The organism is Cellulosimicrobium sp. 22598, assembly GCF_052044445.1.
Taxonomy (GTDB): domain Bacteria; phylum Actinomycetota; class Actinomycetes; order Actinomycetales; family Cellulomonadaceae; genus Cellulosimicrobium; species Cellulosimicrobium cellulans_G.
Genome location: NZ_JBQEMZ010000007.1, coordinates 40,953 through 53,822, shown reverse-complemented (window position 1 = coordinate 53,822; position 12,870 = coordinate 40,953). Strand labels below are relative to the sequence as shown.

Genomic DNA, 12,870 nt, shown 5'->3' with positions numbered 1-12,870 from the left:
GGTGTCCTCGCCGCGCGCCGCCTGTCACGGAACGCGCGAAACGGGCATCGCGGAGGTTACCGCGCGCACCTGCCCCGCGGCGACGGGGAGGGCTCCCCGTCGGCGCGCGACGGGCCCGGCGCGCATGTACGGCAACGGCACCCGCACGGGTGACAATCGACGCATGCCTGCCGCGGTCCCCGACACCCCCGCCACCTCCGACCGGGCGGCCGACGTGCCCGTCCCCGCCCGGGACGCCTCGTTCGAGGAGCACGTGGCGTGGGCCCGCGCCGTGCCCGTGGTCGGGTTCGACCTCTCGCCCGTGGCGGACCGCGTCGTCGAGGACGCGCTGCCGTGGGACTACGCCGCGCTCGCTCGCGAGCTGGTCGGCAGCGGGCGCGGCCCGGTGCTCGACCTCGGGACCGGCGGCGGCGAGCTGCTGTCCACGCTGGGCCCGCTGCCCGCCGGGTCGGCGGCGACCGAGGGCTGGGCGCCCAACCTGCCGGTGGCCCGACGCCGGCTGGAGCCCCTGGGCGTCGACGTCCGGGCGGTCGAGGGCGACGAGGAGCAGCTCCTGCCGTTCTTCGACGGCCAGTTCGCGGTCGTGCTCGACCGACACGAGGAGTTCGACCCCGACGAGGTGCTGCGCGTGCTGGAGCCCGGCGGCGTGTTCCTCACCCAGCAGGTCGACTCGCGCGACGGCCTGCGCCTCAACACCGCGCTCGGCACCGAGCTCCCGTGGGACCCGGACTCCGTGACGCTCGCCGCGGCGGTGGAGGTGCTGCGGGACGCGGGGTTCGTCGTCGACGTCGCGCGCGAGCACGAGGGCCTGCGCCGGTTCCGCGACCTGTCCTCGCTGCTCTGGTACCTCAAGCTCATGGCGTGGCAGGTGCCGGACCTGGCGTCGCTCGCGCCCGAGGCGGTCGCCCGGTACGAGGCGCCGCTGCGCGCCCTGCACCTGCACCTCGCCGCGGGCCACGAGTTCGTCGACGAGGCGCCGCGCTTCCTCGTCGTGGCTCGCAAGCCCTTCTGACGCCCCCGCCCCATTTCATGCCCACAGCGGGCCGGGCCGGGGCGGGGCCGTCGAGTCGCGGACCACGAGCTCGTGGTCGGTGCGCTTGCGGCGGGGGCGGCCCGACGGCGGCCGGAGCGCGAGCTCGAACGCCGTCGCCCCCATCTCGCTCATCGGGAGGCGCACCGTGGTCAGCGCGGGCGCGAGGTCCTGGGCGACCTGGATGTCGTCGAACCCGGTGACGGACATGTCGCGCGGCACGACGACGCCGCGCTCGCGCAGCAGGGACAGCACGCCCGTGGCCATGGCGTCGTTGAGCGCGAGGATCGCGGTGGTGTCGGGGCGCTGGGCGAGGATGCGCTGCGTGGCGTCCCGCCCGCCCTCGCGCGTGAACGGCGCGTGCACGACGAACAGGTCGTCGGGGTCGAGGCCCTGGGCCGCGACCGCGCTCCGGATGCCGGCCATGCGGTCCGCGACGGTCGTGAGCCGCTCGGGCCCGGCCGCGACGGCGAGGCGCCGGTGGCCCAGACCGAGGACGTGGTCGGTGAGGCTCGCGGCCGCCGCCTCGCTGTCGGGGAGCACCGCGTCGCTGTGCAGGTGGTGCCGCCCGATGACGACGACGCGCCCCCCGGACTCCTGGAACGCCTCGAGCTCGCGCGCGGCGTCGGCCTCCATCGCGGGCTCGACGTACCCGGACCCGGCGACGAGGATCGCGCCCACGCGGTGCGCGCGCATGAGGCGGATCTGCGTGACCTCGGCGCTGGGCTCGCGCTCGGTGTGGCTGATCTGCACGCTCCAGCCGTGCTCGGTCGCGACGCGCACGACGCCGCTCGCGATCTCGGAGAAGTACGGGTCGCCGATCTCGTAGACGAGCAGGCCGGCGACCGACGTCGTGCCCCCGGCGAGCGTGCGCGCGTGCGGGTTGGCGATGTAGCCCATCTCCGTGGCGACCTCGCGGACGTGCTCCGCGAGCACCTCCGAGACGCCGTCGCTGCCCGACAGCGCGCGCGACGCGGTCGCGAGGGACACGCCCGCGCGCTCGGCGACGTCGACCAGCCGCAGCGCGCTGCGACCCTTCGTGGTCCGACTCTCTCGACGCACCCCTGCTCCGCTCGTCCGTGCGTCGCCCGGTCGGTGGCCCGAAGGCCCTCCCCGACGTGACGCTTGCCACATCCGCTGTCCGCACCGTACTCTAGCGGAAGCGCTTACGAAAGCGCTTTCGCAATGCAGCAGTCTCGTACGGAGCAGTACGGCCTCAGGTCTTCACTACGACGAAGTAGGGAGAGTCACGTCCATGCATTCTCGGTCGACTCCACGGATGTCCACCCGCCCCCGCTCACGCCGCGCGCTCGCCCTCGCGGCCGGCGTGTCCGCGACGGCGCTCGTCCTCACGGCGTGCTCCGGCGGGTCCGACGGCGAGGGCGGAGGCGGCGGGTCCGACGACCCGATCGTCATCGGTATCTCCCTCCCGCTCACCGGCGACTTCTCCGAGCCCGGCAAGGGCGTCCAGCGCGGCTACGAGGCCTGGGCGCAGTTCGTCAACGAGGACGGGGGCCTCCTCGGGCGGCAGGTCGAGCTCAAGATCCTCGACGACCAGTCCAACGCGGACCGCGTCGTGCAGGACTACGAGGCGCTCATCGCCCAGGACGAGGTCGACCTCGTGTTCGGGCCGTTCTCCACGCGCCTCGTCGTGCCGAGCGCCCGCGTCGCCGAGGAGTACGGGATGCTCTTCGTCGAGCCCGCCGGCGCCGCGAACGAGGTCTTCGAGCAGGGCTTCGAGAACCTCTTCTACGCCGCCCCCGCCGTCGCCGACGACCACTACAACTACCTCGCGGACCACATCCTCGACATGCCCGAGGGCGAGCGCCCGCAGACCGTCGCCGTCGCGGCCATGGACGACCCCTTCGCCCAGGGCACGGCCTACGGCCTGCGCGACAAGCTCGCGGACGCCGGGCTCGAGATCGTCGTCGACGAGGTCTACCCGCCCAACACCACCGACTTCTCCTCGATCGCCGCGAAGATCAACGACTCGGGTGCGGACATGGTCATCGGCGGCACGCAGTACCAGGACGCGGTGAACCTCATCGTGGCGCTGCAGCAGCTCAACTACCAGCCCACGCTCGCGGCGTTCTCCACCGCGCCGACCAACCCCGAGTTCTCGGCGGCGATCGGCGCCAAGACCGAGGGCATCCTCTCGCCCACCGGCTACACCGAGACCGCGAGCTGGCCGTCCAACGTCGACTTCGTCGAGCGGTACACGGAGCTGCACGGCAACCCGCCCGGCGAGGACGAGGCCAACGCGTACACGACCGGCCAGGTCGTCGCCGCCGCGGTCGAGGCCGTCGGGTGCGCCGAGCAGGGCGAGTGCCAGCAGGAGCTCATCTCGTGGCTGCGCAGCAACGAGGTCGAGACCGTCGTCGGGCCGCTGACCTGGGACGAGACGGGCAAGCCGCAGGGCGCCCACCTCATCCAGCAGTACGTGGACGGCGAGATCCAGATCGTCCTGCCGCAGGACGCCAAGGAAGCCGACTTCGTCTTCCCCAAGCCGGCCTGGTGATCACCTCGTGACAGGAACGCTCCTCTTCCAGAGCCTCGTGCTCGGCGTGCTGCTGGGAGGGCTCTACGCCCTCCTGGCAGCGGGCCTCACCCTGTACTTCGGCGTGATGCGCGTCGTGATGATCGCCCACTCGGCGTTCCTCATCCTCGCCGCGTACCTCGCCTGGTTCTTCAACCAGCAGACCGGCATGGACCCGCTGCTGTCGCTCGTCGTCACGGTGCCGCTGTTCTTCCTCGTCGGCGTGGGCATGCAGCGCCTGCTCATCACGCGCCTGCGGCCCGCGACGCTCACGATGATGTCCGTCCTCCTCACGTTCGCCGTCGCGCTCTTCATCGAGGGCATGATCGGCTTCGTCTGGAGCGGCACGCAGCGGCGCATCCAGCTCCCGTACTCGGGCGCGAGCATCGAGTTCTTCGGGGCGCGGATCGCCGTCGTGAAGCTCGTGGCCTTCGGGCTCGCGGCGCTGTCCCTCGCGCTGCTGTACCTGCTCATGAAGCACAGCCGGTTCGGCCAGGCCCTGCGCGCGACGATCCAGCACCGCGAGGCCGCGCAGCTCGTCGGCATCAAGACCGACCGCGTCGCGGGCTACGGCTTCGGCCTCGGCCTCGCGACCGCAGCCATCGGCGGGACCGCGCTGTCGCTCGACGCGACGATCTACCCGTCGCTGCACTGGCACTGGATCGGCCCGCTCATGGCGATCATCGTCGTCGGCGGCCTGGGGTCCATCCCGGGCGCCGCGATCGCCGCCATGGTGCTCGGCATCGGCCAGAGCCTGCTCCAGGTGCCGCTCGGCACCACGTGGGCGCAGACCATCTTCTACGTCGCGCTGTTCGCGACGCTGATGCTGCGGCCCCAGGGATTCTTCGGAGGTCGCCTTGCCCAACGCTTCTGACACCCGACCCGCGAGCCGCCGCGCGGCCGCCAGCCCGGTGCCCGACGGCGCGGGCTCGGCCGCCGCTGCCGCCGCACCTCCCGCACGCCGCCCCTGGGGCCGCGTCGTCCGCCTCGCCGTGCTCGTCGTCCTGGCCGTGCTCGTCCTGGCCTTCCCCACGATGGCGCCCAACGCGTACATCCTGTCGGCCGGCATCGTCGTCCTCAGCTACGCGTGCACCGCGACCGCCTGGAACTTCATGGGCGGCTTCACGGGGTACGTCTCGCTCGGGCACGCCGCGTTCTTCGGGCTCGGTGCCTACGGCACGGGCCTGCTGATCCGCGACCTCGGGCTCCCGAGCTTCGTCGCGTGGCTCGTCGCGGGCGCGCTCGTCCTGCTCATCACCATCCCCGTCGGGATCGCGGCGCTGCGCGTGCGCGGCGCGTCGTTCGTCATCGTGTCGATCTCGTTCGTGCTCATCCTGCTGCTCGTCTTCCAGGCGTGGGGGTCCTTCACGGGCGGGTCCGACGGCCTCGTCGTCCCGCGCCCGTTCCCCGACCTGCTGCGGCCCGAGCACCACCGCACGTTCTTCTACCTGTTCGCCGCGCTGCTCGTCGTCATGCTCGTCGCGTGGTGGGCGATCGACCGCTCGCGGTTCGGCACCGGGCTCAAGGCGATCCGTGAGGACGAGGACAAGGCCCAGGCGCTCGGCGTCCCGACGCGCAACTACAAGCTCGTCGCGTACGTCGTCTCGGCGACGTTCACCGGCCTCGCGGGCGGCATGTACGCCCTGTGGTTCGGCGACCTCGACCCGATCTTCCAGTTCTCCATCATGCTCGGCTCCTACATGGTGCTCATGGCGCTGTTCGGCGGCGTCCGGCACCTCTTCGGCCCGCTGCTGGGCGCCGTCGTCGTCGGCACGGGCCTGGAGTACTTCAAGCTCGAGTTCGGCGACACGCAGTTCCACCTCGTCGCCACCGCCCTGCTGCTCGGCGTCGTCGTCCTCTTCATGCCGGACGGGATCATCCCCGCGGCCCAGGCCCTCTTCAAGCGCTTCGGCCCGCAGGACTCCTCGATCCGCGAGATGACCGCGGCCGAGCTCCTCGAGCGCAACCGCGCGGCCGCCGCCCCGGCCGAGGGCGAGCCGACCGCAGGACCCACCACCGCCGTCGTCCCGCCGGACGACGACGGCGACGCGGCCCCTCGGACGGGCCCGGAGGAGGACCGATGACGACGACCACCGCGCAGACGACCCGCAACCTCGAGACCGTCGGCCTCACCAAGTCGTTCGGCGGCGTCCACGCCGTCCGCGACGCGACGGTCACGTTCCAGCACGGCAAGATCAACGCGCTCATCGGCCCGAACGGGTCGGGCAAGACGACGTTCTTCAACTGCGTGACGGGCATGATCAAGCCGGACTCCGGCACGGTCACGTTCCGCGGCGAGGACATCACGCGGCGCGCGCCGCACAAGATCGCGCGCGCCGGGATCGGGCGCAGCTTCCAGCTCTGCCGCGTGTTCCCGCGCATGACCGTCCTCGAGAACATGCTCGTCGCGGTCCGCCGCACACGGGTGCGCGAGCTGCTGGCCGGGGCGCGCAACCCCGAGGAGATCGACAAGGCGCGCGCGCTGCTCGTGCGTGTCGGCATCGACCACCTGGAGAGCGTCGAGGCGCGCAACCTGTCCTACGGGCAGCAGAAGCTCCTCGAGCTTGCGGGCGTCCTCATGGGCGACCCGGACACGATCATGCTCGACGAGCCGGCGGGCGGCGTGAACCCGGCGCTCATCGGCCGCATCGGGACGCTCGTGCAGGAGCTCAACGCCGAGGGAAAGACGTTCCTCGTCGTCGAGCACAACATGGACATGGTCATGAGCCTGTCCCACCACGTCATCGTGTTCGACCGGGGACGGCCCATCGCCGAGGGGACCCCCGCCGTCGTGCAAGCCGACCCGCGAGTGCTGGAGGCCTACCTTGGTGTCTGACCCGACCCCCGGGACGGGGGCGAAGCAGGAGTACCTCCTCGAGCTGGACGACGTCCAGGCGGGGTACGGCCGCGCCGCGATGGTGCTGCGCGGACTGACCATCAAGGTCCCCGCGTCGACGGTCGTGTGCCTCGTCGGGCCCAACGGCGCGGGCAAGTCGACGGTGCTCAAGGTCGCGAGCGGGCTGCTCAAGCCGCGCTCGGGCCGCATCCTCGTCGGCGGGCGCGACGTCACCGGCCAGGGGCCGCAGGAGATGCTGCAGTCCGGGCTCGCGCACGTGCTCCAGGGGCACAGCGTGTTCCGCGAGATGACGGTCGCGGAGAACGTGCTGCTCGGCGCGTACACGCTCCGCGACAAGCAGAAGATCGCGGAGCGCGTGGCGTTCGTGCAGAACCTCTTCCCCATCGTGGGCGAGCGGTGGAAGCAGCTCGCCGGCCTGCTGTCCGGCGGGCAGCAGAAGCAGGTCGAGTTCGCGCGCTCGCTCATGGTGAGCCCCCAGGTCGTGCTGCTCGACGAGCCGTCGATGGGCCTCGACCCCAAGACGACGTCGACCGTGTTCGAGCAGGTCGTGCGCATGCGCGACGCCGGCGTCGCGGTGCTGCTCGTCGAGCAGAACGCGCGCCGCGCGCTCGAGACGGCCGACATCGGGTGCGTGCTCGACCTCGGCCGCGTGCACATCACCGGCCCCGCGCCCGAGCTCCTCGCCGACCCCCAGCTCTCCGAGCTCTACCTCGGCGGCCGGCCCGCCGAGCGCTCGCTCTCGCAGAACGGATGACCGCCCGCATGACCAGCCAGACCACGGACGCCGCAGGGGGCGACCGACCGACCACCCGCACCGTGCGCATCGTCATGAACGGCGTGACCGGGCGCATGGGGTACCGCCAGCACCTCGTCCGCTCGATCCTCGCGATCCGGGACGACGGCGGCGTCGAGCTCGACGACGGCACGCGCCTCCAGGTGGAGCCCGTGCTCGTGGGCCGCAACCGCGCCAAGCTCGCCGAGCTCGCCGCGCGCCACGGCGTCGCCGAGTACACGACCGACCTCGACGCGGCGCTCGCGGACGACACGGCCACGATCTACTTCGACGCCCAGGTGACGTCCGAGCGGACGAAGGCGATCCTCAAGGCGATCGCGGCGGGCAAGCACGTGTACACGGAGAAGCCGATCGCGGAGTCGGTCGCGGAGGGCGAGGAGCTCGCGGAGGCGGCGCGCGCGGCCGGGGTGATCCACGGCGTCGTGCACGACAAGCTGTACCTGCCCGGCCTGCTCAAGCTCAAGCGGCTGATCGACGGCGGGTTCTTCGGCCGCATCCTGTCCGTCCGTGGCGAGTTCGGGTACTGGGTGTTCGAGGGCGACTGGCAGCCCGCGCAGCGCCCGAGCTGGAACTACCGCGCCGAGGACGGCGGCGGGATGGTCCTCGACATGTTCTGCCACTGGAACTACGTGCTGGAGAACCTGTTCGGCCCGGTCGAGGCGGTCATGGCGAAGGCCGTGACCCACATCCCCGAGCGCTGGGACGAGCACGGCAAGCCCTACGTCGCGACGGCCGACGACGCGGCGTACGGGATCTTCGAGCTCGCCGGGGCGGACGGACCGATCCTCGCGCAGGTGAACTCGTCGTGGGCAGTGCGCGTGGACCGGGGCGAGCTCGTCGAGTTCCAGGTCGACGGGACGCACGGGTCCGCGGTCGCGGGCCTGTTCGGGTGCCGCATCCAGCCGCGCGCCCGCACGCCGAAGCCGGTGTGGAACCCGGACCTGCCGACCGACCAGGACTTCCGCGCCCAGTGGGAGCAGATCCCGGACAACCAGGAGTTCGTCAACGGGTTCCGCGCGCAGTGGGAGGAGTTCCTGCGCGACGTCCACGCCGGGCGACCGCACCCGTACGACTTCGACGCGGGCGTGCGCGGCCTGCGCCTCGTGGACGCGGGGTACACGTCGTCGCGGGAGGGGCGTCGGGTGGAGCTGGGCGCCGCGTCCGGGGCCGTGGGCGGCGCGGCGTCCGGAGCGGTCGCGTGAGCGGCGCCGGCGGGGTGCGGATCCCGCTGCCCGACGGCGGCGCGCGGCTCGTCGCGCTGCGCGCGCCCCGGGAGTGGGCGGACCACCCCGGCCCGTACGCGTCGCGCGTCGCGTTCGCGGCGGCGCACGTCGTCGCGGACCCGCGGGGCGAGAACGTGCCCGGCGCGCCGGCCGTCGTCGACTGGGACTCGACCCTCGCGTTCCGGCGGCACCTGTTCCGGTACGGCCTGGGGGTCGCCGAGGCGATGGACACCGCGCAGCGGAACATGGGCCTCGACTGGCCCGCGGTCCAGGAGCTCGTGTCGCGCAGCGCCGCCCAGGCGCGGGAGCTGGGCGCGCGCATCGCCTCGGGCGCGGGGACGGACCACCGGGCGCCCGACGAGCTGCGGACCGTGGACGACGTGATCGCGGCGTACGCCGAGCAGGTCGAGTTCGTCGAGGGCACGGGGTCGCAGGTCATCCTCATGGCGTCGCGGCACCTCGCGCGCGTCGCGACGTCGGCCGACGACTACGTGCGCGTGTACGACGCGATCCTGTCCCAGGTGCGCGAGCCGGTCGTCCTGCACTGGCTCGGCGAGGCGTTCGACCCGAACCTGCGCGGCTACTGGGGGTCCGGGGACGTCGACACCGCGACCGCGACGTTCGTCGACCTCGTGCGGGCGCACGCCGATCGTGTGGACGGGGTCAAGGTGTCGCTGCTCTCGGCGGCGCACGAGGTGGGTCTGCGCGCCGTACTTCCCGACGGCGTCCGGTTGTACACCGGTGACGACTTCCACTACCCGGAGCTGATCCGGGGCGACGGCGAGCGGCACTCCGACGCGCTGCTCGGCGCGTTCGCGGCCGTGGCCCCCGCCGCCTCGGCCGCGCTGACCGCCCTCGACGACGGCGACCTCGACCGCTACGACGCCGAGATGGCGCCGACGCTCGCGCTCTCGCGCCACGTGTTCGAGGCGCCGACGTACTACTACAAGACCGGCATCGCGTTCCTCGCGTGGCTCGCGGGACACCAGCCCGGGTTCACGATGGTCGGGGGCCTGCAGTCCGCCCGGAGCGTCGTGCACCTCGCGCGCGCGTTCGAGCTCGCGAACGAGGCGCGCCTCCTGCCGGACCCGGACCTCGCCGCGCACCGCCTCGGCCTCGTCCTCGCCACGGCGGGCATCGACCGTGGCGAGATCGCGGGCGCGTCCGCCGAGGTCGCGGAGGTGGTCGCATGAGCACCGAGATCTCGGAGTTCCCGTCCTCCGCCCCCCGGTCTTCCGCCGACCAGGCGAGCCTGCCCGCCGACCAGGTCTCGGCTCGTCCTGGTGGCGCGACGGACCAGGACCACCTGCTCGGCGGAGCGGTGGGTGACGTGGACGTGCCCAGCGGGGTCCGCGCGCGGGTCGGGACGCCGGCGGTCGGCGATCCTCGGCTCGCGCGGCTGTCCCTGAACCAGCGGACGACGGCGCGGTGGTCGCTGCGCGAGGCGATCGACGGCTGCGTCGCCGCGGGGCTCCCGGCCATCGGGGTCTGGCGTGAACCCGTCGCCGACGTCGGGCTCGACACCGCGGTGCGGTGGGTGCGCGACGCCGGGCTGCGGGTGTCGTCCGTGTGCCGCGGCGGGTTCTTCACCGCGAGCGACCCGGACGCGCGCGCCGCGGCCCACGCGAGCAACCTCGCCGCGATCGCGGAGACGGCGGCCCTCGGCGCGCCGACGCTCGTCCTCGTCCCGGGCGGGCTGCCCGACGGCGACCGCGACCTGATCGGTGCCCGGGCACGCGCGGCGGACGCGATCGCCGCGCTCGTCCCGGCCGCGCGCGACGCGGGCGTGACCCTCGGTATCGAGCCCATGAACCCGATCTTCGCGGCGGACCGCGGCGTCGTCTCGACGCTCGAGCAGGCCCTCGACCTCGCCGAGCCGTTCGCGCCCGCGGAGGTCGGCGTCGTCGTCGACACCTACCACCTGTGGTGGGAGCCCAAGGTGCACGAGCAGATCGCGCGGGCGGGCACCGCGGGCCGGATCGTCAGCTACCAGGTGTGCGACTGGATCACGCCCCTGCCCGCGGACACGCTGCTCGGCCGCGGCATGATGGGCGACGGCCACGTCGACTTCGCCGCGTTCACGCGCTCGGTGGCGGCGGCGGGCTACGCCGGTGACGTCGAGGTCGAGATCTTCCACGCCGACGTCTGGGCCGCGCCCGGCGCCGACGTCGTGGCGACGCTCGCCCGCCGGTACGTCGAGCTCGTCGAGCCCCACCTCGCGCGCTGACGGACGCCGGCCGACGGGCCGGGGCGCGAACGCCTCGGCCGGTCGGCCGGCGCCGGGTAGGGTGCCCGGAGGCCCGAGCACGGAGGTGGACGGATGGACGGGGCGCCGCGGACGCGGTTCGTGGGCGACACGAAGCAGGCACGCACGTACGCGTGGTTCCTGACCTTCGCCGCCGTCGTCCCTCCCGCCGTCGTCGCGGTCTTCGTGCTGGGCTGGTACCGCGCCCAGGTGTACGGCTGGACGGAGGGCTTCCGCAGCTACCACGCGGGCGACCCGTTCCCCTGGGGCTGGGTGGCCGTCGGCGTGCTGGCCTGCGTGTTCCTCGGCCGGTTCGCCGTCCGGCAGTGGCGCCGGTACCGCGCGCTCGTGGCCGACGACCGCCGCCGCGGCGTGCGCCCGTCCTGACGGGTATGGGGACCGGTCACCATCGACCTCTCCCGCTCCGCCTCCGTACGCTGTCGGCGGCGCCGGCACGGCGTGGCCGACCCGGGAGCGTGCGGGGGGTGCGGGTGAGAGCGCAGAGGGGCGAGGAATGAGCAGCGGGATGTACGGGGCCGACGTCGAGGCCCTGCGCTCGCTCGCGGGCCGCGTGTCGGACGGCGCGCAGGCCCTGGAGCTGGCCGCGGCGGCGATCGAGACGGCCGTGGGCCGAGCGGGCTGGGAGGGCTCCGACGCCGCCGAGTTCCGCACCGCGTGGACGTCGACCCTGAGGCCGAGCCTGACGGGCACCGCCGCGCTGCTCACGGACGCCGCCGACGTCCTGCGCGGCAACGCCGAGCAGCAGGACGCGACGAGCCGCGACGGTGGCCCGGGCGGGCCGGGCGGGCCGGGCGGGCCGGGCGGGCCCGGCGGGCCCGGCGGACCGGGTTCTCCGGGTGGGCCCGGCGGACCGGGTTCTCCGGGTGGGCCAGGCGATCCGGTGACCCAGGGTGGTGACGGCGGTCCGCCGGACTGGCTGGTCCCGCCGTCGTGGCTCACCACGGACATGACCCAGGGCGGCGTGCTCAACTGGGTCGCGTCCCAGGGAGTCGACGCCTGGGCGGCGATGAACAAGCTCGACGACCCGCTCAACGTGGCGGGGCTCGCGGACAACCTCGCGTCCGCCGGCAAGGTGCTCAAGGGCGCCGGGTTCCTGTTCGACGGCTACTCGGTGTACAGCGGCTCGGTGCAGGCGTGGGAGGGCTTCGCGGAGGGCGACGGGTTCAAGGGGACGGACGGCGTCATCACCGCGGGTCTCGGCGCCGCCGGCATCGGCGCGGCGATCTTCCTCGCGAGCAACCCGGTCGGTTGGGCGATCGCGGGTGCGGGAGCCGTGTGGGGCGTCGCGACCCTGCTCTCCGGCGACGTCCCCGTGACGAAGCGCATCGCCGACGGCGCGGGCTGGTTGTGGGATCGTGGGGGCGACCTCGCCGACGGTGCCGCCGACCTCGCCGGCGACGTGTGGGACGCGGGCGGGGACTTCGTCGACGGGGCGACCGAGACGCTGAAGAAGGTATGGCCGTGGTGACCGCGGCCCATGCGCCGGACCGCGGCCGCGGTCCGCACGAGGAGAGGGACGACCGATGACCACGCAGACCGAGGCGGCGAGCCGTCCGGACGACGGGCTCATCGAGCTCACGGGGCCGGAGCTGCTCGTGCTCCTGTCGCTCAACGAGGGACCCGCCGCCACGAGGACGCGCGAGAACCTGCGCCTTCCCGACGTGCCCGCCGACTCCCCCCTCCTCGCGGCGGGGCTCAGCTCGCTCGTCGTGCGGCGGCTCGCGCGTGTCGAGGGCGAGGTGCTCGCACCCGTCGGCAACGTCGTCCCGCTCACGCGCGTCCTCACGACCGCGACCGAGTGGGTGGAGGCGGCGGCGATCGCGGACGAGCGCACCAACGCCGCGCTGCTCGTCGGTGCGCAGGGCGGTGCGGTCGTGCTCGAGCCGCGCCCGTTCGGCATCTGGCACGTGCGGCCGCTCCAGATGGGCGACCCTCTGCCCGAGGCCGCGTCGCGGTTCGTCCGGGCCGCGTTCGCGCAGCTCCCGGGGCGGCCGTTCGGGGGGAGCGTCAAGGTCGTCGACGCGTCCGGGGCCCGTACCGCCGCCGTCCGCGTCGAGAGCGACGGGACGTGGGAGATGACGAGCGGTCCGGCCGGCGACGAGCCCGCACCGTCCCCCATCACGCCCGACCCGACGTTCGGCGTGCTCGCGACCGCGGTCGCGTGA

General features: G+C 73.5%; 13 protein-coding genes. 12 read left to right on the top strand and 1 reads right to left on the bottom strand.

What is annotated here, in order from left to right; genetic code table 11:
* Window positions 1-163: 163 nt before the first annotated feature.
* Window positions 164-1,012 carry a class I SAM-dependent methyltransferase gene (locus ACTJIY_RS09290; RefSeq protein ID WP_253051622.1) on the top strand — a complete coding sequence of 283 codons (849 nt, stop codon included), beginning with the start codon at window positions 164-166 and terminating at the stop codon, window positions 1,010-1,012.
* Window positions 1,013-1,027: 15 nt separating this feature from the next.
* Here ACTJIY_RS09290 and ACTJIY_RS09285 read toward each other — a convergent pair whose 3' ends face one another.
* Window positions 1,028-2,092 carry a LacI family DNA-binding transcriptional regulator gene (locus ACTJIY_RS09285; protein ID WP_253051623.1) on the bottom strand — a complete coding sequence of 355 codons (1,065 nt, stop codon included), beginning with the start codon at window positions 2,090-2,092 and terminating at the stop codon, window positions 1,028-1,030.
* A gap of 217 nt (window positions 2,093-2,309) precedes the next feature.
* On the opposite strand from ACTJIY_RS09285, the gene ACTJIY_RS09280 reads away from it, so the two are divergent.
* The 11 genes from ACTJIY_RS09280 (at window position 2,310) to ACTJIY_RS09230 (ending at window position 12,870) form a co-directional block, all read left to right on the top strand.
* Window positions 2,310-3,548, top strand: a complete 1,239-nt coding sequence (locus ACTJIY_RS09280) for an amino acid ABC transporter substrate-binding protein (protein WP_253051624.1) — start codon at window positions 2,310-2,312, stop codon at window positions 3,546-3,548.
* Window positions 3,549-3,555: 7 nt separating this feature from the next.
* The gene (locus ACTJIY_RS09275) at window positions 3,556-4,440 is read left to right on the top strand and encodes a branched-chain amino acid ABC transporter permease (RefSeq protein WP_047230871.1); all 885 of its coding nucleotides are present in this window, start codon (window positions 3,556-3,558) and stop codon (window positions 4,438-4,440) included.
* Window positions 4,424-5,650, top strand: a complete 1,227-nt coding sequence (locus tag ACTJIY_RS09270; RefSeq protein ID WP_440673673.1) for a branched-chain amino acid ABC transporter permease — start codon at window positions 4,424-4,426, stop codon at window positions 5,648-5,650. Before ACTJIY_RS09275 ends, ACTJIY_RS09270 begins: the two co-directional genes overlap by 17 nt.
* Window positions 5,647-6,402, top strand: a complete 756-nt coding sequence (locus tag ACTJIY_RS09265) for an ABC transporter ATP-binding protein (RefSeq protein ID WP_440673674.1) — start codon at window positions 5,647-5,649, stop codon at window positions 6,400-6,402. The genes ACTJIY_RS09270 and ACTJIY_RS09265 overlap by 4 nt, the downstream gene beginning before the upstream one ends.
* Complete coding sequence (locus ACTJIY_RS09260) at window positions 6,395-7,177, top strand: ABC transporter ATP-binding protein (RefSeq protein ID WP_440673675.1); 783 nt, start codon at window positions 6,395-6,397, stop codon at window positions 7,175-7,177. The genes ACTJIY_RS09265 and ACTJIY_RS09260 overlap by 8 nt, the downstream gene beginning before the upstream one ends.
* Window positions 7,178-7,185: 8 nt before the next feature.
* Window positions 7,186-8,418 carry a Gfo/Idh/MocA family protein gene (locus ACTJIY_RS09255; protein WP_353706976.1) on the top strand — a complete coding sequence of 411 codons (1,233 nt, stop codon included), beginning with the start codon at window positions 7,186-7,188 and terminating at the stop codon, window positions 8,416-8,418.
* Window positions 8,415-9,632: a dihydrodipicolinate synthase family protein gene (locus ACTJIY_RS09250; RefSeq protein ID WP_440673676.1), complete on the top strand. Its 1,218-nt coding sequence runs from the start codon at window positions 8,415-8,417 to the stop codon at window positions 9,630-9,632. The genes ACTJIY_RS09255 and ACTJIY_RS09250 overlap by 4 nt, the downstream gene beginning before the upstream one ends.
* Window positions 9,629-10,666 carry a sugar phosphate isomerase/epimerase family protein gene (locus ACTJIY_RS09245; protein WP_440673677.1) on the top strand — a complete coding sequence of 346 codons (1,038 nt, stop codon included), beginning with the start codon at window positions 9,629-9,631 and terminating at the stop codon, window positions 10,664-10,666. The genes ACTJIY_RS09250 and ACTJIY_RS09245 overlap by 4 nt, the downstream gene beginning before the upstream one ends.
* A 93-nt stretch (window positions 10,667-10,759) precedes the next feature.
* Window positions 10,760-11,071: a hypothetical protein gene (locus ACTJIY_RS09240; RefSeq protein ID WP_157759525.1), complete on the top strand. Its 312-nt coding sequence runs from the start codon at window positions 10,760-10,762 to the stop codon at window positions 11,069-11,071.
* Between the two features lie 127 nt (window positions 11,072-11,198).
* Window positions 11,199-12,173 carry a WXG100 family type VII secretion target gene (locus tag ACTJIY_RS09235; RefSeq protein WP_440673678.1) on the top strand — a complete coding sequence of 325 codons (975 nt, stop codon included), beginning with the start codon at window positions 11,199-11,201 and terminating at the stop codon, window positions 12,171-12,173.
* A 55-nt stretch (window positions 12,174-12,228) separates the two neighbouring features.
* A complete protein-coding gene (locus tag ACTJIY_RS09230; RefSeq protein ID WP_253051633.1) occupies window positions 12,229-12,870 on the top strand; it encodes a hypothetical protein in 642 nt (213 codons plus the stop codon).

Bases quoted from the DNA above. Each gene is read 5' to 3' on its own strand.
- ACTJIY_RS09290 (WP_253051622.1), top strand. From the start codon at position 164: ATGCCTGCCGCGGTCCCCGACACCCCCGCCACCTCCGACCGGGCGGCC.
- ACTJIY_RS09280 (WP_253051624.1), top strand. From the start codon at position 2,310: ATGTCCACCCGCCCCCGCTCACGCCGCGCGCTCGCCCTCGCGGCCGGC.
- ACTJIY_RS09265 (WP_440673674.1), top strand. From the start codon at position 5,647: ATGACGACGACCACCGCGCAGACGACCCGCAACCTCGAGACCGTCGGC.
- ACTJIY_RS09255 (WP_353706976.1), top strand. From the start codon at position 7,186: ATGACCAGCCAGACCACGGACGCCGCAGGGGGCGACCGACCGACCACC.
- ACTJIY_RS09245 (WP_440673677.1), top strand. From the start codon at position 9,629: ATGAGCACCGAGATCTCGGAGTTCCCGTCCTCCGCCCCCCGGTCTTCC.
- ACTJIY_RS09240 (WP_157759525.1), top strand. From the start codon at position 10,760: ATGGACGGGGCGCCGCGGACGCGGTTCGTGGGCGACACGAAGCAGGCA.
- ACTJIY_RS09235 (WP_440673678.1), top strand. From the start codon at position 11,199: ATGAGCAGCGGGATGTACGGGGCCGACGTCGAGGCCCTGCGCTCGCTC.
- ACTJIY_RS09230 (WP_253051633.1), top strand. From the start codon at position 12,229: ATGACCACGCAGACCGAGGCGGCGAGCCGTCCGGACGACGGGCTCATC.